Source organism: Gilliamella sp. wkB195 (assembly GCF_001690445.1).
Taxonomy (GTDB): Bacteria; Pseudomonadota; Gammaproteobacteria; order Enterobacterales; family Orbaceae; genus Gilliamella; species Gilliamella apicola_E.
The window spans coordinates 20056-41745 of the sequence record NZ_LZGP01000026.1 but is presented as its reverse complement, the minus strand read 5'-3'; the positions used below and the strand labels follow the sequence as shown (position 1 = coordinate 41745).

General features: G+C 39.3%; 28 protein-coding genes. 10 read left to right on the top strand and 18 right to left on the bottom strand.

The window, feature by feature from the left end:
* Nucleotides 1-10: 10 nt before the first annotated feature.
* The 18 genes from A9G08_RS07095 to A9G08_RS07015 form a co-directional block, all read right to left on the bottom strand.
* Nucleotides 11-967, bottom strand: coding sequence for a major capsid family protein (locus A9G08_RS07095; RefSeq protein WP_065563015.1), 957 nt, complete (start codon nt 965-967; stop codon nt 11-13).
* Nucleotides 967-1467 (bottom strand): gp53 minor capsid family protein, encoded by a 501-nt coding sequence (locus A9G08_RS07090; RefSeq protein WP_065563014.1) that lies wholly within the window; start codon nt 1465-1467, stop codon nt 967-969. The genes A9G08_RS07095 and A9G08_RS07090 overlap by 1 nt, the downstream gene beginning before the upstream one ends.
* Nucleotide 1468: 1 nt before the next feature.
* Nucleotides 1469-2608 carry a DUF2213 domain-containing protein gene (locus A9G08_RS07085; RefSeq protein WP_065563013.1) on the bottom strand — a complete coding sequence of 380 codons (1140 nt, stop codon included), beginning with the start codon at nt 2606-2608 and terminating at the stop codon, nt 1469-1471.
* Between the two features lie 70 nt (nt 2609-2678).
* Complete coding sequence (locus tag A9G08_RS07080) at nt 2679-3518, bottom strand: phage head morphogenesis protein (RefSeq protein WP_065563012.1); 840 nt, start codon at nt 3516-3518, stop codon at nt 2679-2681.
* Nucleotides 3475-4743 carry a phage portal protein gene (locus A9G08_RS07075; protein ID WP_065563011.1) on the bottom strand — a complete coding sequence of 423 codons (1269 nt, stop codon included), beginning with the start codon at nt 4741-4743 and terminating at the stop codon, nt 3475-3477. Before A9G08_RS07075 ends, A9G08_RS07080 begins: the two co-directional genes overlap by 44 nt.
* Nucleotides 4740-5966: a PBSX family phage terminase large subunit gene (locus A9G08_RS07070; protein ID WP_065563010.1), complete on the bottom strand. Its 1227-nt coding sequence runs from the start codon at nt 5964-5966 to the stop codon at nt 4740-4742. The genes A9G08_RS07075 and A9G08_RS07070 overlap by 4 nt, the downstream gene beginning before the upstream one ends.
* Nucleotides 5967-5971: 5 nt before the next feature.
* Nucleotides 5972-6367 carry a DNA-packaging protein gene (locus A9G08_RS07065; protein WP_065563009.1) on the bottom strand — a complete coding sequence of 132 codons (396 nt, stop codon included), beginning with the start codon at nt 6365-6367 and terminating at the stop codon, nt 5972-5974.
* Between the two features lie 9 nt (nt 6368-6376).
* Complete coding sequence (locus A9G08_RS07060; protein WP_065563008.1) at nt 6377-6961, bottom strand: phage antirepressor N-terminal domain-containing protein; 585 nt, start codon at nt 6959-6961, stop codon at nt 6377-6379.
* Between the two features lie 311 nt (nt 6962-7272).
* Nucleotides 7273-7704 (bottom strand): hypothetical protein, encoded by a 432-nt coding sequence (locus A9G08_RS07055; protein ID WP_065563007.1) that lies wholly within the window; start codon nt 7702-7704, stop codon nt 7273-7275.
* Complete coding sequence (lysC, locus tag A9G08_RS11865) at nt 7694-7930, bottom strand: Rz1-like lysis system protein LysC (protein WP_442902912.1); 237 nt, start codon at nt 7928-7930, stop codon at nt 7694-7696. Before lysC ends, A9G08_RS07055 begins: the two co-directional genes overlap by 11 nt.
* Nucleotides 7827-8186, bottom strand: coding sequence for a DUF2570 domain-containing protein (locus tag A9G08_RS07050; RefSeq protein ID WP_065563006.1), 360 nt, complete (start codon nt 8184-8186; stop codon nt 7827-7829). The genes lysC and A9G08_RS07050 overlap by 104 nt, the downstream gene beginning before the upstream one ends.
* On the bottom strand, nt 8183-8623 hold the full coding sequence (locus tag A9G08_RS07045; protein WP_065563005.1) for a D-Ala-D-Ala carboxypeptidase family metallohydrolase: 441 nt from the start codon (nt 8621-8623) through the stop codon (nt 8183-8185). The genes A9G08_RS07050 and A9G08_RS07045 overlap by 4 nt, the downstream gene beginning before the upstream one ends.
* Nucleotides 8623-8931, bottom strand: coding sequence for a phage holin family protein (locus tag A9G08_RS07040; RefSeq protein WP_065563004.1), 309 nt, complete (start codon nt 8929-8931; stop codon nt 8623-8625). The genes A9G08_RS07045 and A9G08_RS07040 overlap by 1 nt, the downstream gene beginning before the upstream one ends.
* Nucleotides 8932-9150: 219 nt before the next feature.
* Nucleotides 9151-9558 carry a type II toxin-antitoxin system HicB family antitoxin gene (locus A9G08_RS07035; RefSeq protein WP_065563003.1) on the bottom strand — a complete coding sequence of 136 codons (408 nt, stop codon included), beginning with the start codon at nt 9556-9558 and terminating at the stop codon, nt 9151-9153.
* 48 nt (nt 9559-9606) lie between these two features.
* The gene (locus tag A9G08_RS07030; RefSeq protein WP_065563002.1) at nt 9607-9786 is read right to left on the bottom strand and encodes a type II toxin-antitoxin system HicA family toxin; all 180 of its coding nucleotides are present in this window, start codon (nt 9784-9786) and stop codon (nt 9607-9609) included.
* 247 nt (nt 9787-10033) lie between these two features.
* Nucleotides 10034-10342: an antiterminator Q family protein gene (locus A9G08_RS11860; protein WP_442902911.1), complete on the bottom strand. Its 309-nt coding sequence runs from the start codon at nt 10340-10342 to the stop codon at nt 10034-10036.
* 27 nt (nt 10343-10369) lie between these two features.
* Complete coding sequence (locus tag A9G08_RS07020) at nt 10370-10588, bottom strand: Lrp/AsnC family transcriptional regulator (protein WP_065563000.1); 219 nt, start codon at nt 10586-10588, stop codon at nt 10370-10372.
* 272 nt (nt 10589-10860) lie between these two features.
* Entirely contained in the window at nt 10861-13014 is a 2154-nt protein-coding gene (locus tag A9G08_RS07015) for a VapE domain-containing protein (RefSeq protein WP_218058436.1), read from the bottom strand.
* A gap of 329 nt (nt 13015-13343) precedes the next feature.
* On the opposite strand from A9G08_RS07015, the gene A9G08_RS07005 reads away from it, so the two are divergent.
* From A9G08_RS07005 to A9G08_RS11855, 10 genes are all read left to right on the top strand, one after another.
* On the top strand, nt 13344-13991 hold the full coding sequence (locus A9G08_RS07005) for a S24 family peptidase (RefSeq protein ID WP_065562997.1): 648 nt from the start codon (nt 13344-13346) through the stop codon (nt 13989-13991).
* Nucleotides 13992-14324: 333 nt separating this feature from the next.
* Nucleotides 14325-14480: a hypothetical protein gene (locus A9G08_RS11670; RefSeq protein ID WP_176701526.1), complete on the top strand. Its 156-nt coding sequence runs from the start codon at nt 14325-14327 to the stop codon at nt 14478-14480.
* Nucleotides 14481-14484: 4 nt separating this feature from the next.
* Nucleotides 14485-14910 carry a hypothetical protein gene (locus tag A9G08_RS07000; RefSeq protein WP_065562996.1) on the top strand — a complete coding sequence of 142 codons (426 nt, stop codon included), beginning with the start codon at nt 14485-14487 and terminating at the stop codon, nt 14908-14910.
* Nucleotide 14911: 1 nt separating this feature from the next.
* Nucleotides 14912-16150, top strand: coding sequence for a DUF2800 domain-containing protein (locus A9G08_RS06995; protein WP_065562995.1), 1239 nt, complete (start codon nt 14912-14914; stop codon nt 16148-16150).
* A 2-nt stretch (nt 16151-16152) separates the two neighbouring features.
* Nucleotides 16153-16701 carry a DUF2815 family protein gene (locus A9G08_RS06990; protein WP_065562994.1) on the top strand — a complete coding sequence of 183 codons (549 nt, stop codon included), beginning with the start codon at nt 16153-16155 and terminating at the stop codon, nt 16699-16701.
* Between the two features lie 523 nt (nt 16702-17224).
* Nucleotides 17225-18064 carry a phage antirepressor N-terminal domain-containing protein gene (locus A9G08_RS06985; RefSeq protein WP_065562993.1) on the top strand — a complete coding sequence of 280 codons (840 nt, stop codon included), beginning with the start codon at nt 17225-17227 and terminating at the stop codon, nt 18062-18064.
* A gap of 70 nt (nt 18065-18134) precedes the next feature.
* On the top strand, nt 18135-20234 hold the full coding sequence (locus A9G08_RS06980) for a DNA polymerase (RefSeq protein ID WP_065562992.1): 2100 nt from the start codon (nt 18135-18137) through the stop codon (nt 20232-20234).
* A 4-nt stretch (nt 20235-20238) separates the two neighbouring features.
* Nucleotides 20239-20502, top strand: coding sequence for a hypothetical protein (locus A9G08_RS06975; protein WP_065562991.1), 264 nt, complete (start codon nt 20239-20241; stop codon nt 20500-20502).
* A gap of 67 nt (nt 20503-20569) precedes the next feature.
* Nucleotides 20570-21154, top strand: coding sequence for an Nmad5 family putative nucleotide modification protein (locus A9G08_RS06970; RefSeq protein WP_065562990.1), 585 nt, complete (start codon nt 20570-20572; stop codon nt 21152-21154).
* Nucleotide 21155: 1 nt separating this feature from the next.
* Entirely contained in the window at nt 21156-21419 is a 264-nt protein-coding gene (locus A9G08_RS11855; RefSeq protein ID WP_065562989.1) for a VRR-NUC domain-containing protein, read from the top strand.
* Nucleotides 21420-21690 lie beyond the last annotated feature (271 nt).

Sequence of the window (21690 nt, the reverse complement as noted above, 5' to 3'; positions counted from 1 at the left end):
CCCCTATTTATTAGGATTTATAATCTACATACTGCGCAGATTTAGGCTCTTTCCACATTACGCCAGTAAATGCTGAGCGGTAGCCACTTTGATATGAGAGTAAATCTTTTCGCATTACATCTAAGATTTCTGGCATGTGTACTTTCATTTCAAGATAATCTTCATCAGGCGTATAGATTACTAAGCGTGATTTGTTTTTGTTAATGTTTTTTGCGTATCCTGCTGGAATTTTAACAAAGTTGACATTAAAGCTATCATTTTGTGACGCTTTACGTAACGCAGCCATGACACGATCCATTGCTGCAATCGGTAATAAATCCGTGCCGACAATTTGTGGGTTTGGGTCGAATTTCTGCATTGCTGTCATGAAATCTTTTGCATCAATTGCAATATTTGTAGGCTGAATAGCATAGTCGGAACGAGACCAAACGTTATCATATGCATCAAGAATCATTTTAACAAACTCATCAGATGACATTTCTTTCAATGTTTTACCTGACGCCTCGTTATAAACTTCAACCTGCTTCCCAGTTAACAGCCCTTCTTGACCGGGCTTTTGTTCATGCCCAACATAACCAGCATACTGAATTGTTGCTACAGCATTCGCGTACAAATCGTTTTGCTTTTTAGCTGGTAAATTGATACCTAGCTTTTGAGCTTTCTCAATTTCTTGTTGTGTGTATACAAGCCCTTTAGCCCACTGAACAACTGGTGATTTTTTCGCTTCAATGGTACTATCGATTGTTTCAAGCGATGTTGTTTTGATACCAATCACACCATTTTTAACAGAACCACGAACCTCCGTTACACCGTATTCCCATTCTTCCGTTGCAAAATCAAGACCTTCTGTAACAGGTACCGCTTGACCGATATTAATTTCTGGTAATTCTTTTTCTTGTAACTGTTTATCACGCTCTAACAGTTGTTCTGTGATAACGTCACTATAATCTACATTTTCATATGCCATTATGCTTTAGCTCCTCTGGTTCCTGCTTTTACCGATTGAAAATAACCTAATGTAATTGCCGCACAGTGATTACCTTTGCTTACGCGTTCAACCCAGTAGCCTAAATCGATATTGTTTTCTGCCACATTTGTGATTTTTCCTGCATCGTCGCCAGTTGGAACGATATAAACACGCTCACCACGCTTCAACTCGATATCATTTACTGCTAGTGCAACAACAGAATCGCCATGAGAGAAGTGTCCGATGTTGATTTGACGATTATTTGGGTGTTTGTCACCGTAAATATCTCGAACAATAATTCCGTGGATTAAATCATTTGCAGATTCGATTGCTTTAATGCCTCCCTCAGCGTTTACTGCCACGAAAGTACCGCACAATAAATCTTTGCCAGTTAAATTTTCTTCACCCCAGACTTTACTGTCTGAACTTGATACACGGTGAATAGAACCAGGTTGCATTGTCCCTTGTTCAGAATCCCAACTTGTAAAACTGTAACCCATATTATTTACCTCCTAATCGCGCACTGGCTGATTTTGTTTGAGCGGCTTTGCTGTCATTAAGCAAGCTTGAAACAACCCTGTTCTTCTTCGTGCTTGTTGCTACTAAACCAGCATAAGCCGCGCGAATTTCAGCATCTGTTAATTTTGATGCTTGGTCTTTTGTGTAAATACCATGATCCACTAACACACCGACACGAACATCACGACCGCTTTTAGCGTCATTTAGTTTAACTTTTGGGAATCTGACTTTGGCGTCATTCATCACGCTTTCCTTGTCTTTTTCAGCCTCCAGCTCTTCAACTCGTGCTTTCAATTCATCACGTTCTTTTTTGACCTGTTCAAGTTCTACTGTTAACGATGCTATTTGTGCATCTTTATCATCTTCACCTGTTGCTGGTTCTTCATCGTTCAAAGTCTCAAGCTTTGCTTTTAGCTCATCGATTTGTTTTTGAAGTTCGTCAGCTTTTGCTTTTGACTCTTCATCCTCTTTACCTTGAACTTCTTCAAGTTGTTTTGTGAGTTCATCAATCATTTTATTGATTTCCTCTTTTGACAACTCCCCCTCGGCATCATTTAGACGTTTACGAAACGAATCGATCAATGCGAGTAATTTATTTTTTTTAGGCATTAAATTTGCTCCTATTTTGGGTTTACTATCGTTTAATCTGCAATCTGAGCCAGCGCGCCCCTCAGCAACGATAGCAACATGATTGACTTTGATATTTTTGTGATAAAACTTTCCGTTTTCTTCTTGAATATCCGCAGGCTCGTAGCCGACAGATAATTCGCGAATATCTTTGTTTTTGAGTAATTCAATTGCAGACGCATCTTGAATAAATGCATCACATACAATATAATTGCCTTCTGCTCTCGGATTTTGAACATGGCCAACCGTTTTATTTTTCCAGTCTTTAGCATCAACTGATTTTTTATCAGGATGTGTAATTGTGATCGGCATACCGTCAATTGATTTAAGCGTGTCAGGCTTGCTAAGCTCCTCAATTGTGCGGTTAACATCAACAAGCCTATTTGCTCTACTGTCTGTTAATCCAATTTCATGCCCGTAATACTGTAAAACCGTTCCCTTGGTGATTTTAGCGGTTGTTTTTAAGTAGCCTTGTGGCGTTATTTCCCAAGCCATAAAACCTCTCTATGTTTTATTTGGGCGCAAATAGCCCTACTCAGTTAAGAGCATTCAGTTAGTAATTTTGTTAGAATTTAATGTATGGAATCGCTAAACATCGGCACTGAAAGTCTTCGCCACATTTACCAATGAATCCGCCTATTGATTTGCGTTTTTTCCAAGTTTTACCCTCGTCATCTGAGTAGACTGTAGGGTCTGAATATTTGCACAGCATGTTATTTAAAACTAAATGCGATTCGCGTTCTCGTGCGTCACCTGTCCCTTTCCATTTGTAAATGTCGAAACCTAGCTTTTTATTACGCTCTTCTTCAAAATCAGCGTTAATTTTAGCTGTTTGATCTCTTGCAATGAGTTTTGCACGTGAGTATGAAACATTACCTCTTGCACGAATTTCATTGATTAGCTCGCCATGCCTAAAGCCCTTTTTATAGTTTGTGAAAACGTTCGAGCCGATGTCGTTGATAAAGTCATTTTTGATTGATGTTATAAGCTCAACGTTTTGTTGAATAGCCACCGCCATCGTATCACCCAACATCTCTTTTTCAATGATGCCACTTAAATCAATATCAAACGCATTTTTGAAATTGCGCGTAAACTGTGTTTTGTTCTGATAGTGAACCTTGTTAGCGAATCGAGTGGCTAACAAGGTGGCTTTTTCCTCAATGCGCTCACCAGCAATTGACGCCAAAACTTCAATTAACGAGTTAATGTAATTATCATCACTAATCGCTACAGCATCGACGAGATTTTTTTTACTGAGCGCAGTAGTTATCCGATTTACCATTGCTTTGATAAAATCGGCTAATGCTTCACGATAATAAACCTCAGCACGCTTACTCGGTGTTGTTGGAGGTAAGAATCTATCACGCCCCGACAGCGAACTCTTCAGTAGAGAATAAATCCCCATCTCTGAAATCCTCTTCTGTGGTGTTAATTAGAAGTTTGCGAGCAATTAGCTCTGTTTGAGCAACTTTATCAGAAATGATATTAGCGGTAACTAAAGCGGAAAGAGCGCTCGCGAATTGACCGACTCTAGCTGCTTCTTTGTCTTCGTTAACCACTTTTATCGAAGGATATTCAAACGTTAATCCGTGATTAGGCATCATTTTATCGAGAATAAATTTATCGATAAATTCTTGTGCGGGTCGTAATCGATTTTCTTGCAGTGCGTTGATTGTGCCGTGATATGATTCTAAATCTTCCTCACCGGTTGAAAATCCGCTCGCAGATAGCCCAAATAACACTGTAATCGGTCTATCTAATGCGCCAGCGGTAACCGTAATTAACTTAGTTAGAACTTCCGACAACCCAGCGTATGTAGCTGTTTTTTGCTCCCAACGACCTTGCGCTTCACTATTACCCGCATCTAACGCAATAGCATTCATTGACGATTTCGTATGATTGATTAGATTGATGAACTTTCTAATATCATTCTCTTTGCCTTGTGCTACTTTGGCTATCAAATCAGGGATAAACAGCACATCAACATTACTATCCTGAATAATGTCGCCAATACACGTAATCGTTGTATCGAACAAACGAATAGCATTATATTTATTTTGTAAATCAGATGTGCCAAATTGATTTCTATCTGTCAGTTTTGATTTACCTAACTTTAATCTGTGACAGCGTGAATGATGCACCTTATCATTTTTACCGATTGTGTAGTAAGTTGGCTTGCCAAAATTCGCAGATTTTAAATCATCATCGATATTACTGTCAGGGTTAAACTCACCTTTAGTTAACACAATGAAACGTTGAATATCTTCGTCATCCGATAGCGGTTGCGACAAATCATCAGTATCAGTAATAGCGACAATTAACGCATCACCGAGCAATGAGCTAAACGCCAAAAATTTCTCTTTTATCTCGTTTAGCTTTAATCGATTTTCTTTCTCGATAACGAGTTTTAGCAGGTTTTCATCATAATCACCGCTAAACACTCTCGGCAATTTGAGCATGTCATCTGCTGTTTTGTCGATATATTTACCCGTTAGCCACGAACTGCTATACATATTCAATAATTGCCTGTCAGATATTTTCTTATTCGAATATCTCACTGAATCATTTTTGTTACCAAGTGATGTGTACAGGCTTTCTAATGAATCCGTAAGATAGTTAATTTTTGTCATAAAACATCCAAGATTGATAATTTGTTTTTAATGTAACCGTCTAATGAGTACCTGACAGCATCCCAGCAATGATTGTTTGCATCAGCAATAATTGGCAAAACTTCACCCGTGACGCGATCAATTTTATAACTATATAATCGCGCCTCTTCTGCTGTATGCTTGCATCTAGGGTGGATGATGATTTGTTTAAATCCACGCAGAAATGCGATACCGTCCTCAACGCTGCCTTGCCATTTTTTTGCCGCTGAGATATTAAAACCCTTGCGCTTGATATGACTGATAGTTTCAGGTCGCGAGCAGTCGCCTTTAATCGGCCATTTTCTTGATTCGGGGACTGAATCATAAAAGACTGACATCTCGTCGAGCTCAATATTAACGCCGTATGCTTCGTATTCAATATACAAACAATCATTTAGAATAAATGAGCGGATTAATGTGTTCGGGTCATTAGCAAATCCAAAATCTGCACCAAATAATAAGCGATCAGCCTGTTTGTGCAGATTGTTATTGAATTCTTCAACAACATATCGACCACTTAAGACTTGTTTATCAGAGTTTTCGAGATAAGCCCCCTCCCAAATCCAAGCGTATGATGCATAATCCAATCTAGCCAAGTCGTTTAATCGTTCTTGCTCCAAAACATCGGGAAAAAATGGGTTATCGCTATAATTTAGTTCAACAATAATTGAATTTTCAGGTGGTGTTTTTCTGAATCGTTTATCTGTTGGGCTTCCATCTATCTCAGGGTTCCATGTTACCCATATTTCGGAATTTTCCTCACGAACGGTAGGAGTTAGTTTTTTCCATGCTATTTCGGATACGTTTTCCGCTTCATCGACCCAACATAGCAATATGCGCGCTTTTGATTTAATGCTATCAAGATTATGACGTAGACCACAAAATACATAGCTAACTAATCCGTTTTTAGTTCTGATATAGTTCTGCCCAATATCGTAGCAATCTTTTAACCAGTCAATAGAGCGGATAGCTTGTTTAACTTCTTCCATTGATGAGTCAGCTAATGAATTCATAAACTCACGAGCGCAAAGTATTACGCCGCTTTTCCCTTCTTCTGCAAATTGATAACCTTTAACCGCTGTCATTAATGCAAATGAACGGGTTTTAGCACTACCTCGACCACCATGTGCGCCACGATACCTGACATTTTCAGCTACAAACACAGATATCAATTTTTCAGGTAACTGGATTTGTGCTGTTGTCATAGTATTTACTCTTTAGGCGTGACTAACTCTATTCGCGTTGGTTTTGGTGACATTGTGCCGTCGGATGATTGGTGATCTATTTCTTGTTTTTCGCTATAGCCGTGATTAGATAGCATCAGCTTTGTAATGGTTGGATTAAATGAACTAGCTAATCCGCCGTTTATAAGTTTATTTTCTTGTAACGTCTTGATTGCTTCTAACGTGTCGGAAAAATCTTTGTTTTGTTTTGCGTATTCATACATTGATGACTTATGCTTACCAAGATAGCAAGCAAGACCTGCAACGCTTGGAACTACATCGCCAAATGTTTCATAGTCCCCAAGCAAATACTCCTTAGCCTTGACTAAACATTCGGCTAATTCACTTGGGCGACCTATTTTTTTCTTTTCGCCCTTTACCATACTTATTCCTTATGCTGCTAAATGATTAACTCGTAGCCCTGTGCTAATCAATTGGTAATTAAATTTAAGTTGATGTTTATCTTCCCAAGCTTGAATTCGTGACTTGATATTCTTTTTAGCTGCTTTCCTAATATTCATTGCTGAAGATCCTTTGCTCGCTGCTACAAAGGTAACTGAATCTAATTTAGCTATTTCATGGGCTTCTAACTCGGCAACTGATAACAGCATAACTTTTCTAGTAGCCTGACCTAACACCCAATAATCATATAAAGCGGCAAAGCATTCTTCTTGATATTTGATTAATTTACCTCGAAGTGATTCTTTTACCTTCTCAGGGTTAATGCTAAATAACCAGCCGTTTAACTTTTTAAGTGGCACACATAACATCTTGTATTCTTTACCATCCGAGGCAGTTGAGGAGATATGTCTACAACTGAATTTATCTTTTTGTGAATTAAGCTTTTTACGTTGCCCTGCCCAGTCTAAACCAATACCTTCAACAATGGATCGCATTGCTACGTACTCAATGTTATCTTGTTTAACGGTAATTAATTTTGATTGATCGAAGTTTACTTCTGCTTTAATAATATTCATGGTGTTCTCCATTAGAAATGAGTTTTAGTCACACAGGGAACCAGTCCAAGAGAGGTAACCATGAAAACCATCTGGTGCCCTCTAAAACTCATTCCTAAGTGATCTCTTGTTATTGTGAATTGCCGTGTGTTGGCATTATGATTGATTGAAAAATGATTTAAATTTATTCGACTTGTAGATATCGATTTTACAAGTCAGGGGTAATTATGATTAATTAAAAGTTGAATTGGGTTTGTGATGTTTCAAAAAAAATAGGTACAAAAAAACCGCAGTTAAGCGGTTTAAATAAATTTTTTATTACAAAACTATTTTTATAGAGTTTTTATTCCTAATATGAACGATATAAAATAAGAAAAGTTTAACAAAATAGAACTTAATAATATGAATAACCCATAATACAATGTATTTAAGCAAAAAAATTTATCATTTTTTTTAACATATAATTTATAACTTTTAGAAACAACAGAAATTAGCAAAAGAGAAAATAATATTACTGAAAAAGTAAATAATGTGAGATTTTCCTCAGTATGAAATAAAACAAGAGATGAGGATGAAAGGAAAATGAAAGCAACCAATTTATTATATAAATTACCAATATTCTTAAATAAATCAATTAAAGAACAAGTTATAGATTCCATTTTAACTCCCTTTAATATATTGTAAAATGGAGAAATATTATACTTCATATGCTTACAAAGCCTTATTAATTTTTTAAACCCATCCCAACCATCTTTATTTTGCATTACTAATCTCCCTTATTGCCCTTTTATCTGCATTACACTTCTCAATGACATTTAATAAATGCTCGTTATATCGAAGACTATCAGCAAAAGTCATGTGATTAGGTGGTAAATTTGGTAAACAGTCACTTAATAGATTGGCTGGTATAGGTCGATTCACGTATACCTTTCGCTCGGTTGAACACGCTTGCAGAAACAGACATAGGCACAAACTGCTTAGCACAATCATTATCTTTGAGTTGCTCATTAATTTGCTCCTGCCGTTCTAGTGATTGTTTTTCTAGTTCACGTTTTGATAATTCGTTATCTGCGATGATTTGGTTGTTTCTAGATATGGTTTGCTCTAGCTGGTTAATTTGATTAGTTAGCTCGGCATTGGCTTCTTTTAACCGCTTTTTCTCCTGATAATTGTTGTAGCCAAAATAAATAGAGAAAACAAAACCGACAATAAGCAATGCTATGCTTAATAATTTTTCTTTATTCATAATAAACCGTTCTTATAAATCGTCTTACCGCCCTGTCTAACCGCTGTTAATACTATTTGACGATTATTTGTAGGACTAAAACCTATGTGTACCCATTGATTATGCTCTTGGATAAGTTTGTCGAATTGAACACCAGCATCAATCAATCTTTGACATATTTCTTTAGGGGTACCATACAGTGAATGAAAATCGACAGCTAACCCCTGTGTATGCGCACTGGTTGACACTCCGCCTACTCTTGCATTTAATGCGGGGCAACGATAACCAGAGGTAATAATTATCGGCTTACCCAGTGCTTTTCTAACCATCTCTAATTTGATAGCGGTCAGTTGCACATTTGGCATTAAACTTTGGGGTACTGAATTATCAATTTTTAAACGACTAGCAGTTAATGAACGTGTAAATTCTTCTAGAGTGAAATGTTCAGTTAATTTCATTAATCGTCTCCTTTAGCTTTTCTTATTAGCCGTTCTTCTAATGCTTTTATTAGAGCTGCTCCAGACCAGCCAGCTAAACCAGCAATACCGCCTGCTAATTCAAAATCCCAGTTGAAATAACTTGCGGCTAATACAACAAGCGTTCCAGCAAATATCGATATAAATATTTGCGCAAATAACACCCAGATATTGAATTTATTGCCATTTAGAAACTGATAGCAATAACTTGATAGAGAACCAAGCAAAGTAACAAAAAATAAATACACAACAACAGTCCAATTGACGTTGTTAGGGTCTTTTATCGGCATGTTTAAATCTTCTTATTAAATGAGAGGTAGCGTACTAGCTAATGTTTAGTTATGTGTGTGTCTAGCATTGCTACCGATTCCGTGATTGAGTGAATACTCAATATTGATAATAAAAAATACAATCAGCGTAAATATAGTGTTTTGATGTGTGTTAATGCTGATTGCAAAATAGGCATAAAAAAACCGACTTTCGTCGGCTTAAATTAATTCTTTGAAATACTAAATTTTTACAATTTTTTCCATTGATACTTCGGCAAGAAAACCGCTTCTACTTTTGTATTGCGGATTATTTGCAACAATTCTATCAATCTCTTTTAATAATTTTCTTGGAAGGGTTATATTAATCTTCTCTGCCCCGCCCATTAAATGGGTTAGGTCAACATCGACCAATGCAAAAATCATCCCTTTGTAATCATCATTATTTAAAAATGACTCAACATTACTTGGCGCTGGGATTTTTTCACCATCCTCAACCAAAATTTCAATATGACTTGTAATTGCTTCTTTAGCATTACTTAACGCTTCCTCAAATGTATCGCCAGCGGAAAAACAACCAGTAACATCGGGAACGACAACACCATAAGCGTGCTCTTTATCACCTAATTCAATAGCAACCGGATATAACATAGTTCACCTCAATAATTATCGAAACAATAAATAGCAATGTAGCAGGGCTTATAACCCTGCTTGTTTCATTATCGACTTAACTGTTTTTTCTTTTAAGTCTTTTTTGGGGTGTGGTATTGTTACTAGCCCCTTTTTAGTTTGATGTTTGAAGTGATGATGACTGCCTTTAACTCTTACCAAAAACCAACCATCTAACTCTAACATCTTGATTATTTCCTTGCTATTCATTGTCTCCTCTGTTTTGTCAATTCATAGTGGTTATTATACCCACCATTTTAGAGAAGTCAACTATTTATACCCACTATAACCACTTTTTTTATAATTAGGCAATAAAAAAGCCCGCACTTGCGAGCTTCATATGATGAAAGGTATTTAAATGCGCGTTACCGCACTATTTGCATATATTGTTATACGGATATCCGGACAAATCAAGACTTTTTAACAAATCACATTAAAATCCGCAATTTTTTTCATATTATCGACCCTTAAAGTAATTTATAACCTGCCCACGTATGAAAAATTCGGCCTCTGATAACATCGCCGTGATTTTGTCTGTTCTGCAATTTAGTAGCCGGGCTACGCTCGAACATGATTTTTCATGTATATATATTGATTTTATTAAGCTATGTCTCTCGGGGCTATCATTAAACAATTCAGTCATCGCCGTTTCTACTATATCAACCTCATCATCAAGCAAATATTGCCGATTTGCGATCGGTACGTTGTATATTGTCGGTCGGCTTGCATTCGGTAGCCCACTAGCTACAACTGAGTTTGACCACATTTTTAGTAAAACTTTTGTTTCAATCATCTATCGCCCTCCCCCTTTCCTTTGTGGTAGTTGGTTTTTGTTTGTCGTTTTCTTCCACAATTCAACGAGTGTTACTCCTGCTGAAAATTTAGGTTCTGTTACACCTTTCCAGTTAGCAATCGTCCGTTCGCTAACGTTAAGCTCTTTCGCTAACCATGACATCGATATTTTATTCCGTTGTAAATCACTAATAATCTTAAACCAATCTATTTTTTGCATCTTTCATCCTCGGCTTGCAAATTTTTGCAAGTTAGATATTTTTATAGAAGTGTAGAAAATTATAAAACACGATTAAAGCATTACCCCGTAAGGTTTCGTAGCCTTTCTATTTTTTAATTTTCTACGCTTTCTACTGATCTTCTCCTATATATACTTTTAAAGCACTATATACGTCGTTTGTAGGTGTCCATTTATATAACTAGTGTAGAAAGTGTAGAAAGTGTAGAAAACCTTTTATGCACTTGATTGGGTTTCTACACTAATCTATATAACTAGTGTAGATTTCTACACTTCGCAAAAACCCTTAAACTTTTACCACCTACTTTAGTAACTGTCTTTTTATACCCTAATTCTTGCAGAGTTTTACTTATTCTCAGTTCTTCACGTCGTCCGATACTTTTAGCATCCAAACCAATCGCCCCTTTAAGCACCTCAATAGATGTAACGTAATCTTTATCAATCGGTTTCTCATCAGTTATAATATCGGGCTCATGTAACCATTTATTAACAGTTTCCTGCCAAGCATCTTTAATCATATATTGATCGTGCTCTCTTGCCGCCAACTGTTCAGCCACACTGAACTGAATACCACTATCAGCAAACATTTTTTTGGCTTCTGCCCATAGCTGATCACGATTAGCTTTGACGCCTTTTACATTCACGTTATTAACACGGACAGGTAAGAATCGACGATTGCCGGTATCATCTGATAAAAATTCGTCTTGATTTGTTGTACCGATGAAAACTAAACGCCGAGGGAATTGGGTTGCGAACTCTCGATATTTTGGGATCCAGTTTTCATGTGTGCGGGTGATGAACGCTTTAATACTCTCTAATTCTTTTGTATGTAATCCGCGTAGCTCGCCAATTTCGCCAACCAAGCGACCTCTCATCTTTCTTGCCAAATCATCATCCTTTTCTGCAAATGACACCTCGCAAAAATAATCAGGACTCGGAGACAATGCAGCCACCCCGGTTGATTTACCGCAACCTTGGTCACCAACTAAAATTGGTACCATGTCAGCTTTTATGCCCGGTTTGAGAACGCGACCGGCTAGCGCTGTCCACATGTATAACGATACCGCCTCGGTGTATTCGTTTTTTTCAGTATTAAAATAATCAGATAAAAACGTTTTGATACGTGGTACGCCATCCCACTTTAAACGTGATAGCCATTCCGTCGCTGAATCGAAAGGATTTTCATCGGCAACGAGCAAAACAATATCGCGTATTAGTTCACGCCCAATGGGTTTAAATCCGCCCTTTTCTAACCCTATGCGCAATCTTGAATAATCTGCATCTGTAAACGTTTGCCACTGATCGCTATTCACGTGGGTAAACATAATTTCATCGCGAAACTGATCAAACTTAATATTAATTTGACAAATATCGGGACGCTGAACAGCAAGATAAACATTGTTAATCGTCGCCTCAATTTTTCCGTTTTTGTCACGTTGGAATTTGGGTAGCGGTTTTTCGTCTACGGGGAAGGGGATAACATCGAAATCCCGCGAACGATAACCGATAGCGTTCAGAAAGTCTCCGTCGTCTTTATCGATACAATGTGCGTGTAGACATCTAAAATGCCCCTGCTCGAACCCGCCGGTACCAGCAGGAAAATACACCGTTGATGTGCCATTTGATTCTGTTGTGTGGGAATCGGAAAACGGGCATTCAATATAACGCTCACCGAACGAGCCCACACCAATAACCTGCCATTTCTCATCTAAATATTGTGTAATACCGTCGTCCATAACACCCAGATTTTTGGAGACATCTCGAATTTTATTTTCTCGAGTACCGACGATATCCCCCCCGAAAACTTCAGACAGCGACAGCCACAAGCTATTAAATTGTTCAGCTGTCAGCGTAGGTATACTCCAGGGCAACCCGTCGACCCATTGATAGCGTTCGCCGCTCGGGTGCGTACCTGCGGCGATAAACTGTTGCCCGTTTGCCAAAAACTCGATGATGTTATGATCGTCGAGCCTAATAATTTGTTTAGTAAAATTGCCGGGCATAGTAAAAATACATAAAAATTTACTGCTATTGGCGCGAAAACGGCACGGTAGGTTTGCATTCGTGTGCGATGCGATATACGTTTTTATCTCTGCCGCTAATACAGGATCTGACACGTCAACGTCAATCGCCCTAACATGCCGCGTTTGTATACAAATGCCATAATCGGTATTCGTCGCCCAGTTTTCGATCTGTGCTGAGTTAGTGGTAATTCGAGTCCAGTTAGGGATCCCCACTGCTAGACCAGCGTTGTTATACCGTGACGGTGTTTTGCCAATCGATTTTAGTGTACTGTGTTTAGATATAACAGCATTGGGGCTCGACACTACAGGCAATAAATCCGACGTTAAACCCAACCCCACATCAAAATGCAACCAGTCATCCAGTGATGCTCCATATATTTTCATATTAAATATTCTCGTCATCAAATTGGTTAACCGTATCTAGAAACGATTGCAAAGCCGCAACCGTTTGCCAACGAGGATTACATGTAGGGTCATTTAGTAGTCTACTAATAGTCGGCTGTGGTATTTTCGTATGTATTGATACCTCATTTTGGGTGAAGCCCAAAGATAGAATTTCTTTTAGTAGTATTTGTGGATTTTTCACAATAATCACCAATTCATTAATGAATACAAAACAATACTGTAATGTATTTTTAAAGCTTTTACAATATTCATAAATGAATTAAATTGGTTATTTTTATAAAAATAGCTAATAAATGGGGCTTTATATCATGATTGATACAATCGTAAATAATTTAAAATTATTAATGAGGGAGAAGGGGATCGTTAACGTTACAGAGTTGGCTAGAATAACTAAAATACACCAGCCGACTTTGCACCGTCTATTAGCGGGGGAAGTTAAAGATCCCAAATATGCAAATTTAAAACAGTTAGCTGACTACTTCGGCGTTACGGTATCCGATATAGTTGAAAAGGATATGTCTAACATGCCGAAAGTCGATACTGTGAGTTTTAAATGGGCGCCTGTCCCGATAGTAGGCAACGCCCAACTAGGTGATGGAGGATTTTGGACTGATATGGAATACCCGGTGGGAACAGGCGACGGTTTCATCCCGTGGCCAACAACAGATAAAGATGCGTACGCATTAAAATGTAAAGGCGATTCTATGATGCCGCGGATAAAAAACGGCGAATTTGTAGTTATAGAACCCAACCACGGCTATATACCCGGTGACGAAGTACTAGTAGTGACCACGGATAGTAAAGTTATGGTGAAGACATATTTATATGCTCGAAGCGGGGTTGTATCGTTGGTGTCGATTAATGAAGAGCACCCGCCGATCAACATCCCTGAAAGCGAAATAGCAACTATACATTATGTGGCAGGCATTGCAAAAGAAAGCCTTCGCAGTGAATAATAGTATCAAAATACCCTTCCCTTCTTGCTGTTAAAAAATAGAAACAGTTTATAACACGTCAAAAATAACCCGCAAAGCGGGTTTTTCTTTTTCCTATAAAAAAAATAATTCATTTTTGAATTGACAGCGTATGCATTGTCGCATAATATATATTCGTAAATGAATTTTATATTCAATAACGAATATAAAAATATGACAGTCGAACGGCGCGACTTTAAACCCTGCGTCGGGTGCTTGGCGGGTCAGGATGACGGCAATAAGACACGATAAATAATCAAACTAAATGCCTTTCAATGAGAGCTATTTAGTTTGAAAACAAAAAGGAACGAAAACATGACCGATTTAAACGCTAAAAGATTAAAACAGGCGCAGGCTACACGTAATCGTCACGTAAGTTTGGAGCCCCAACCGCCAACACCGTGGAGTCCGATATTACTTATTGTATTTTGCGCCATTTTTATTGCAGCATATTTATCATCAGGAGTATAAGAAAATGTCATTAGAACAAGCCATCACAGAAAACACAGCGACAATGCGTGAACTAATAGAAGCGATATCAAAATCCTTTGCTGTTTTTGGACAAACACCGCAAAAATTGGGACAGCTAAACAAAGATAAGGGACAAGAAACTGCGAAAACGGGGCAAGAAACTGCGAAAACGGGACAAGCAAAACCCGAACCAAATACCCCGTTAAAAGAATCGAAACTAACCGAGCCGCAAACCCCACAAGCCCCAAGCATACCCACCGAACAGGAAGCTATTCGTTGTCTTATGGAACTTGCTAAAAAAGAACGTACCAGAGCAGTAGCGATATTAGCCCAGTTTAGAGTCAGTAAAGCCAGCGAGCTAAAAGAAGATCAGCGAGCCCCATTTATGGAAGCGGTTAATTTACAACTAAAAGAGTTGGAAGGTAAATAATATGACAAACCATGCGTTAATATCCCCATCCGGTGCTGAACGTTGGTTTAACTGTCCCGCCTCACTGTGGCTTAGTAAAGATGAGCCTGATCAGTCATCTGAGTATGCAAAAGAAGGCACCACCGCACACGCACTAGCTGAATACTGCTTTAATTTCAATAAAAAAGCGGACGGCTTAGTGGGTATGAAAACAGTGGTCAATGATATTGATGTCGATGAGGAAATGGCCGAAGCGGTTCAAATTTACGTTGATACTGTGAATGGTATCAGATCCTCCATGTCTGATGTTTTAGTGTTTGATGTCGAACAAAAGTTAGATTTTAGCGAGTTACTGGATATCAGCACAAACATAAACACCATGAATACCGACTATAAACCGGAAAAATCGTTTGGTACTGCCGACGTTGTGTTACTTGGCGACGGTGAGCTACAAGTGCACGATCTTAAATATGGTAAAGGTGTACGTGTTAGCGCTGAAAACAATAAACAGTTGTTGATTTACGCACTTGCAGCCTATTACTACTACAGCCTAGGTTGCGAAATTAATAAAATTTCAGTGCACATACATCAGCCCCGATTAAACCATTACTCCGACTTTACCTTAACACCTGACAAGCTTTTCGATTTCGGCAAGCAGTTAAAAGAAAAAGCAGGCATCGCCTACAGCATCTACTTAAATGGCCCCCAAAGTGATACTGATTTTTGCGCAGGTGAATCGCAATGCCGTTTCTGCAAAGCAGCAAGTAAATGCGAAACACTAGCAAATCATGTAGCACAAACCATCGAAGCTGATTTTGAAAACCTAGACGATACTTTTGTCGAGCATGTAGATAAATTATCAAACGAAGCGTTAGCAAAAAAATTCAAAGCTATAGACATGATCAAGTCATGGATAAAAGCAGTCGAAACCCGGGTACAAGCTCAAATACAACAGGGCAATGCTGTACCGGGGTTTAAATTGGTTATCGGCAGACAAGGCAACAGGGCGTGGATTGACGAAGAAGATGCCGAAAACGCGTTAAAAAGTTTCAGATTAAAACAAGACGAAATGTACAGCCGGAAACTTATTAGCCCCACGCAAGCCCTTAAAGTTTTGAAAGGCTCGGAGATACGAATCAAAAAACTTGAAAGCCTCATAACCCGCCCCGAGGGCAAACCAACGGTCGTACCAGAATCAGATAAACGCCCCGCCATTTCACCTGCGGACGATTTTACAGACTTAACACAAGAGGAAATTTAATAATGAAAGTAAAACTACAAAACGTACGATTAGCATTCCCCCGACTATTCAAAGCTGAACAGGTAAACGGTGAAGGTGATCCGCAATTCAGTGCAACGTTTATTTTGCCTAAAAGCCACCCGAACGTGAAAGATATTGAAAATGCCATTTTACAAGTAGCTAAAGAAAAATGGGCGGATAAAGCCGATGCGATATTGAAAAAAGTCAAAGCGGAATTAAAAACCTGTCTAAAAGATGGTGATTTAAAAGCCGACCTCGAAGGTTTCGCCGGCAACTACTTTTTAAGCGCTAGCAATAAAACCCGACCATACGTTATCAACCGGGACAAAACCCAACTAAACCCCGACGACGGTGTGATTTACGCAGGTTGTTACGTTTACGCAGTTATCGATATCTGGGCGATGGATAACAGATTTGGTAAACGTATTTGCGCATCACTATCGGGAGTCCAATTTTACAAAGACGGGGACGCATTCACAGGCGGCGGGATCGCTTCAGATGCGGACTTCGATGATCTGTCCGTCGATAGCGAAGAAGAGTTTAGCGTGTAGTATAGAACAAAGCGCACTATATGAAGGGGTGCGCTTGATTGTGTACTATTGACAATAATTTTATCGGGTTGTATAGTTGTAAATACTACAACTTTACGCGGACTTCCGCACCCGATAGCCTAGCGGTTTTTTTATGCCTGTTATTTAGGTATTTGATCATATCTATGATCGGGTCGAGAAGACGAAATACAACACCAGAAATGGGAAATAGTCTCGCCGTCGTAAAGCGGTAGTTGAAGCCCGATCACCCACTAAACCTTTTTCTTATTTACTACATTTTAAAATGTTGACTTCAACTATCATATTGCGATATATTGGCTATAGGTGTCAGAACCTACAGCCATAAGCGGATTAATCGCCCCGTCAGTGTGATTTTTTTATGCTCAAAATCTATGCCGAGAGGGCGAGGAATAAAAGACCGGTAACGGGAATAACTCCAGCCCTGCTTATGGTGGGCTTCTGAACCTCTTGGCACCCATGTCAGAATGGGTTTTAACAGAAAAAACCATAAGGGGGCATAACTATGTCAAACACAAAACTAGAAACAATTCCGTTTCGCAATCAACAATTAATCGTTCTTAATCACAAAAATAATCCCTATATTGCAATGAAACCCGTATGTGAAAATATCGGGTTAGATTGGCACGCTCAAAGGCAAAGAATACACAGACATCATGTGCTCAGTAAAGGTGTGGTTATGATAACCTTACCCTCTAAAAGCGGTGACCAAGGGTACTTGTGCTTGCCGATTTCGATGATAAATGGGTGGCTATTCGGCATTGAAACTAGCCGAGTAAAACCCGAAATCAAGGATACCTTAGAACAATATCAGTTAGAATGTTTTGATACCCTATACAATCACTTTATGTCTAAATTAGCGCAGCCTTATACTAGCACGACAAACGTTACACCTAACCGTGAAATTCTACCAAAAATGGTTTATCACAACAAAAGCGCACACAAACCCTACCGAGCGTACGTATACGATATGTCTCTAAAAAAAGAGGTATCGGTCGGCACGTTTGCCACAATAGAAGAAGCGCTGGATGCGCAGAAAAATTACTTTCAAACAAAGGACACCAAAACAGCACATATACCTAACCACGGTAGGTGGCTAGTGATTAGTGATGCTGACGGGCTGGATGTTAAAAATATCGACGACTACAATTGTGTAAATTACAAACATTTCACGCGGTTACAGTCGGATGCACGAGCGTACGCCGATGAAACAATCAAACTACTGCATAAAGTTCAGGATATAGTGTCATTGAGCCACGAGTTCTTATATCGATTAAAGGTTTTGGAATGCGATAAAAGCGCCTCACGGCTCGCTACGCCTCTTCGAAAACTAATTAAAAGTTAACCCGCAAAAAAGCAGCTCAATCGCTGCTTTTTTTACGCCTATAAAACACCATAATTCAGGAAATAACGCAATGCCTCAAATTTTGTATCTAGATACTGAAACCTACAATGAACAACCGATTGCTAACGGGGTGTACGCGTACGCCGAAACGGTAGAAATCATGCTGTTTCAATATGCATTTAATAACGGGCCGGTATACGTTGTTGATTTAGCCAACGGGGCAAAACTACCCCAAGAAGTGATAAACCTACTATTGAACCCAGACGTGCTACTATTCGCCCAAAATTCGATGTTTGACAGAACGGTTTTAACCAGAGGGAATCTATTTAAAGATAGACCCGATATTATCGACGCAATCAGTCAACCGGAACGCTGGCGGGATAGTATGATTATTGCATACGCGCATAGTCTAAAAGGTAGTTTGGGCGATTTGTGTGAGATATTTAAACTCGAAACAGACAAAGCAAAGGATAAGGAAGGTAAAGCCCTCGTCCAACTCTTTTGTAAACCGCGCCCGAAAACCAGCAAAATCCGCAGAGCAAATAACAAAACACACCCCGACGAGTGGGATAGATTCAAACAGTATGCTAAACAAGATATCGTTTCAATGCGTGAAGTTGTTAAAAAGATGCCTAACTGGAATATGCTGGAGAACGGCTTCGAGCTATCTTTATGGCATTTAGATCAGCGTATCAATGATCGTGGCGTTTGTATTGATGTCGATTTGGCCGAAAAAGCCGTTGAATGTATCGACATCGAACAACGGCGGTTAGCAGATGAAACCCATAGTATGACCGAAGGAGAAGTTCAAACGGCAACACAACGCGACGCAATGCTAAAACACATTGCAGGCGCTTATGGCATTACGTTAGATGATTTAACAGCCTCGACAATCGAACGCCGGTTAAATGACCCCGATTTGCCTGACGGGCTAAAAGAGCTGCTCGCCGTTCGGCAGCAAGCGAGTACAACAAGTACTAGTAAATATAAAGCGCTACTTAATCGTGTTAATAGTGACGGCCGACTAAGAGGTACATTGCAATTCATGGGCGCACCGCGTACGGGTCGCTGGGCAGGTCGAGGATTCCAACCCCAAAACTTAACACGCCCTACTTTACCACAATGGCAAATTGATCTAGGTATCGAGGCGATAAAATCCGGTAACGCCGACCTGTTAACGGATAACATCATGAAGCTAACAAGTAACACATTAAGGGGGTGTATATGTGCTCCTGAGGGAAAAAAGTTAGTTGTCTCGGATTTATCCAATATTGAAGGTCGAGTACTGGCGTGGCTCGCTGGTGAAAGTTGGAAAATAAAAGCATTCCAAGATTACGATAACGGTACGGGTCACGACCTCTACAAATTATCGTACTCAAAATCGTTCGGAGTCAACCCGGAGTACGTAACTAAAGAGCAGCGCCAAATAGGCAAAGTCCAGGAGCTGGCATTGGGTTACGAAGGCGGCGTAGGAGCTTTTATTACTTTCAGCACAGCATACGGCATCGACTTAGACGATATGGCGGATATAGCTATCAAAAATGTAGATTTACGTATTCTGGACGAGGCTAAAAATGCATACGAATGGGCTTTAAAAAATAAACGTACATACGGGTTGTCGGAAAAGGCGTATATAGTCTGCGATGCATTTAAAAGGTCATGGCGCAAGGCGCACCCTAATATCGTTGAGCTATGGAAAAAACTTGATTCAGGCGTACGTTATGTGATTACGGGAGAAGCTAAAACTTTACGCATTAATGAAAACCTAGTAATCGATAAAGTCGGAGCATGGCTACGCATTCAATTACCGTCGGGGCGATATCTATGTTACCCCGGTGTACGTATCGATGAAAACGGCAAAATAAGCTACATGGGATTAAATACATATTCACGTAAGTGGGAACGTATTAACACCTACGGCGGAAAAATTGCGGAAAACATTACTCAAGCCGTGGCTCGTGATGTGATGGCGTGGTCTATGCCATGTATAGATGAAATTGGTTTTAACATAGTGCTAACCGTACACGATGAAATCATCACCGAAGCGCCGGACGTGCCCGAATATTCGCATGAATACCTCAGCCAAATTTTATCAACCGCGCACGAATGGGCAAAAGGTCTACCGCTCGCTGCGGCGGGTTTCGAATCGTACAGATATAAAAAGGATTAATACAATGCAATATCCAGAACAACTACTTAAATATCGGCATAAAAAGGAGGGGCAAGAAAGCGTTGATTATTTCAAATTCGATAACGGATTATGCGTACACGTTCTCACGCTTTCCGAACAACCCACCGAAGAGCGCCCGGTTAGAGAAATTGGTATATACACAAAGGCTTTAACCGGAGAATGGCTACCGGATAATCTATTAATAGAGCCCTTAACCGAAGAAGAAGTTAATAAAATTTTATGGAGGGTACACGATGAAACTTGCTGAATAATTAATAAGTGTACCCTGATATTCAAAGATTTTGAACCATACAGATATAAAAAGGATTAAAAATATGACCAGACTAAACAAAGATATTAAAGCTAAAATTTTACAAAACGCACTAAACGCAGCACCTGTAAGCAAAAGATTAGAAGAGCTAAATGCGATGAAGCATCAATTAGCAGTTGACATTTATGACCATGTAACTAACGGACACAATCCCGCAGACTACGCCATACAATTAAAAACGCTCGTAGATAAATCGCCGTTCTATCTAGGTTTAACCGATGCATATACCGACGTAACAAAAATAGATTATATTTTTTGTGCGTTTGGTGGTATGCAAGAATATTTATATTTTCCGGATGACGGCGCCGTCCGATACCAAGTATTGCGCACTCGTTTACGATTCACAACAGATCATTATTTTTCTGTTCGGTTTACAAAAACAGAACAGGAATTAAAAAAATGCGAAGAAGAAAAAGAAAATCTGGAAATTGATATACAAACAATCTTAAACAGTTGCCGAACCGCCGCCCAACTCGAAAAATTCTGGCCCGAGTCTGTTAACTTCCTCGAGGGCTGCGAGGTGTGCGCCGAAATTAAGGGCGTACCTACGGTCTTAGTTAATGATTTGAACGCCAAGCTAGGTCTATGATATGCGTGAATCCGTAATCGAAAACAACCTCGCCCGCAGGGTTGAAGACCTCGGCGGGATAACTTATAAGCTGTCTCCTATTGGGCGGGTAAATAAGCCCGACCGATTAGTAATGTTACCCGGCGGAAAGGTTATTTTTGTTGAATGCAAACGCCCCGGAGAAAAGCCCCGATCGGGGCAAATAAGGGAGCACGAACGCCTACGAAAATTAGGTTTTCGTGTTGAAGTTTTGGATTCCCACGATGTGAGATTTTTATATGAATAAATAAATCCGAATTTTCGCAAGGGATGACTGAGAACCTCAAATTGGGGTTCTCAGGGAATTAAGTTAAAACCGTACGCTTGTTTTCCTTGCGTGGGTATTAGATATCCTCGATAAAGAGGTAAGACAATTTGACAAATATCGCAAAAATGGTTTATATTCGCTGTTAGTGGTTCACACCCACATCAACAAGCGGACACCGCACCCGATAGCTTTTGCGGTATTTTTGTATCTCCGATTTATGTCGGGTGGCGTACGGCTATATGCGCAAGCT

What these genes read in the sequence shown, in the direction of transcription:
- A9G08_RS07095 (WP_065563015.1), bottom strand. Translation starts at nt 967, where the DNA reads ATGGCATATGAAAATGTAGATTATAGTGACGTTATCACAGAACAACTG.
- A9G08_RS07090 (WP_065563014.1), bottom strand. Translation starts at nt 1,467, where the DNA reads ATGGGTTACAGTTTTACAAGTTGGGATTCTGAACAAGGGACAATGCAA.
- A9G08_RS07085 (WP_065563013.1), bottom strand. Translation starts at nt 2,608, where the DNA reads ATGGCTTGGGAAATAACGCCACAAGGCTACTTAAAAACAACCGCTAAA.
- A9G08_RS07080 (WP_065563012.1), bottom strand. Translation starts at nt 3,518, where the DNA reads ATGGGGATTTATTCTCTACTGAAGAGTTCGCTGTCGGGGCGTGATAGA.
- A9G08_RS07075 (WP_065563011.1), bottom strand. Translation starts at nt 4,743, where the DNA reads ATGACAAAAATTAACTATCTTACGGATTCATTAGAAAGCCTGTACACA.
- A9G08_RS07070 (WP_065563010.1), bottom strand. Translation starts at nt 5,966, where the DNA reads ATGACAACAGCACAAATCCAGTTACCTGAAAAATTGATATCTGTGTTT.
- A9G08_RS07065 (WP_065563009.1), bottom strand. Translation starts at nt 6,367, where the DNA reads ATGGTAAAGGGCGAAAAGAAAAAAATAGGTCGCCCAAGTGAATTAGCC.
- A9G08_RS07060 (WP_065563008.1), bottom strand. Translation starts at nt 6,961, where the DNA reads ATGAATATTATTAAAGCAGAAGTAAACTTCGATCAATCAAAATTAATT.
- A9G08_RS07055 (WP_065563007.1), bottom strand. Translation starts at nt 7,704, where the DNA reads ATGCAAAATAAAGATGGTTGGGATGGGTTTAAAAAATTAATAAGGCTT.
- lysC (WP_442902912.1), bottom strand. Translation starts at nt 7,930, where the DNA reads ATGATTGTGCTAAGCAGTTTGTGCCTATGTCTGTTTCTGCAAGCGTGT.
- A9G08_RS07050 (WP_065563006.1), bottom strand. Translation starts at nt 8,186, where the DNA reads ATGAATAAAGAAAAATTATTAAGCATAGCATTGCTTATTGTCGGTTTT.
- A9G08_RS07045 (WP_065563005.1), bottom strand. Translation starts at nt 8,623, where the DNA reads ATGAAATTAACTGAACATTTCACTCTAGAAGAATTTACACGTTCATTA.
- A9G08_RS07040 (WP_065563004.1), bottom strand. Translation starts at nt 8,931, where the DNA reads ATGCCGATAAAAGACCCTAACAACGTCAATTGGACTGTTGTTGTGTAT.
- A9G08_RS07035 (WP_065563003.1), bottom strand. Translation starts at nt 9,558, where the DNA reads ATGTTATATCCGGTTGCTATTGAATTAGGTGATAAAGAGCACGCTTAT.
- A9G08_RS07030 (WP_065563002.1), bottom strand. Translation starts at nt 9,786, where the DNA reads ATGAATAGCAAGGAAATAATCAAGATGTTAGAGTTAGATGGTTGGTTT.
- A9G08_RS11860 (WP_442902911.1), bottom strand. Translation starts at nt 10,342, where the DNA reads ATGTGGTCAAACTCAGTTGTAGCTAGTGGGCTACCGAATGCAAGCCGA.
- A9G08_RS07020 (WP_065563000.1), bottom strand. Translation starts at nt 10,588, where the DNA reads ATGCAAAAAATAGATTGGTTTAAGATTATTAGTGATTTACAACGGAAT.
- A9G08_RS07015 (WP_218058436.1), bottom strand. Translation starts at nt 13,014, where the DNA reads ATGAAAATATATGGAGCATCACTGGATGACTGGTTGCATTTTGATGTG.
- A9G08_RS07005 (WP_065562997.1), top strand. Translation starts at nt 13,344, where the DNA reads ATGATTGATACAATCGTAAATAATTTAAAATTATTAATGAGGGAGAAG.
- A9G08_RS11670 (WP_176701526.1), top strand. Translation starts at nt 14,325, where the DNA reads ATGACCGATTTAAACGCTAAAAGATTAAAACAGGCGCAGGCTACACGT.
- A9G08_RS07000 (WP_065562996.1), top strand. Translation starts at nt 14,485, where the DNA reads ATGTCATTAGAACAAGCCATCACAGAAAACACAGCGACAATGCGTGAA.
- A9G08_RS06995 (WP_065562995.1), top strand. Translation starts at nt 14,912, where the DNA reads ATGACAAACCATGCGTTAATATCCCCATCCGGTGCTGAACGTTGGTTT.
- A9G08_RS06990 (WP_065562994.1), top strand. Translation starts at nt 16,153, where the DNA reads ATGAAAGTAAAACTACAAAACGTACGATTAGCATTCCCCCGACTATTC.
- A9G08_RS06985 (WP_065562993.1), top strand. Translation starts at nt 17,225, where the DNA reads ATGTCAAACACAAAACTAGAAACAATTCCGTTTCGCAATCAACAATTA.
- A9G08_RS06980 (WP_065562992.1), top strand. Translation starts at nt 18,135, where the DNA reads ATGCCTCAAATTTTGTATCTAGATACTGAAACCTACAATGAACAACCG.
- A9G08_RS06975 (WP_065562991.1), top strand. Translation starts at nt 20,239, where the DNA reads ATGCAATATCCAGAACAACTACTTAAATATCGGCATAAAAAGGAGGGG.
- A9G08_RS06970 (WP_065562990.1), top strand. Translation starts at nt 20,570, where the DNA reads ATGACCAGACTAAACAAAGATATTAAAGCTAAAATTTTACAAAACGCA.
- A9G08_RS11855 (WP_065562989.1), top strand. Translation starts at nt 21,156, where the DNA reads ATGCGTGAATCCGTAATCGAAAACAACCTCGCCCGCAGGGTTGAAGAC.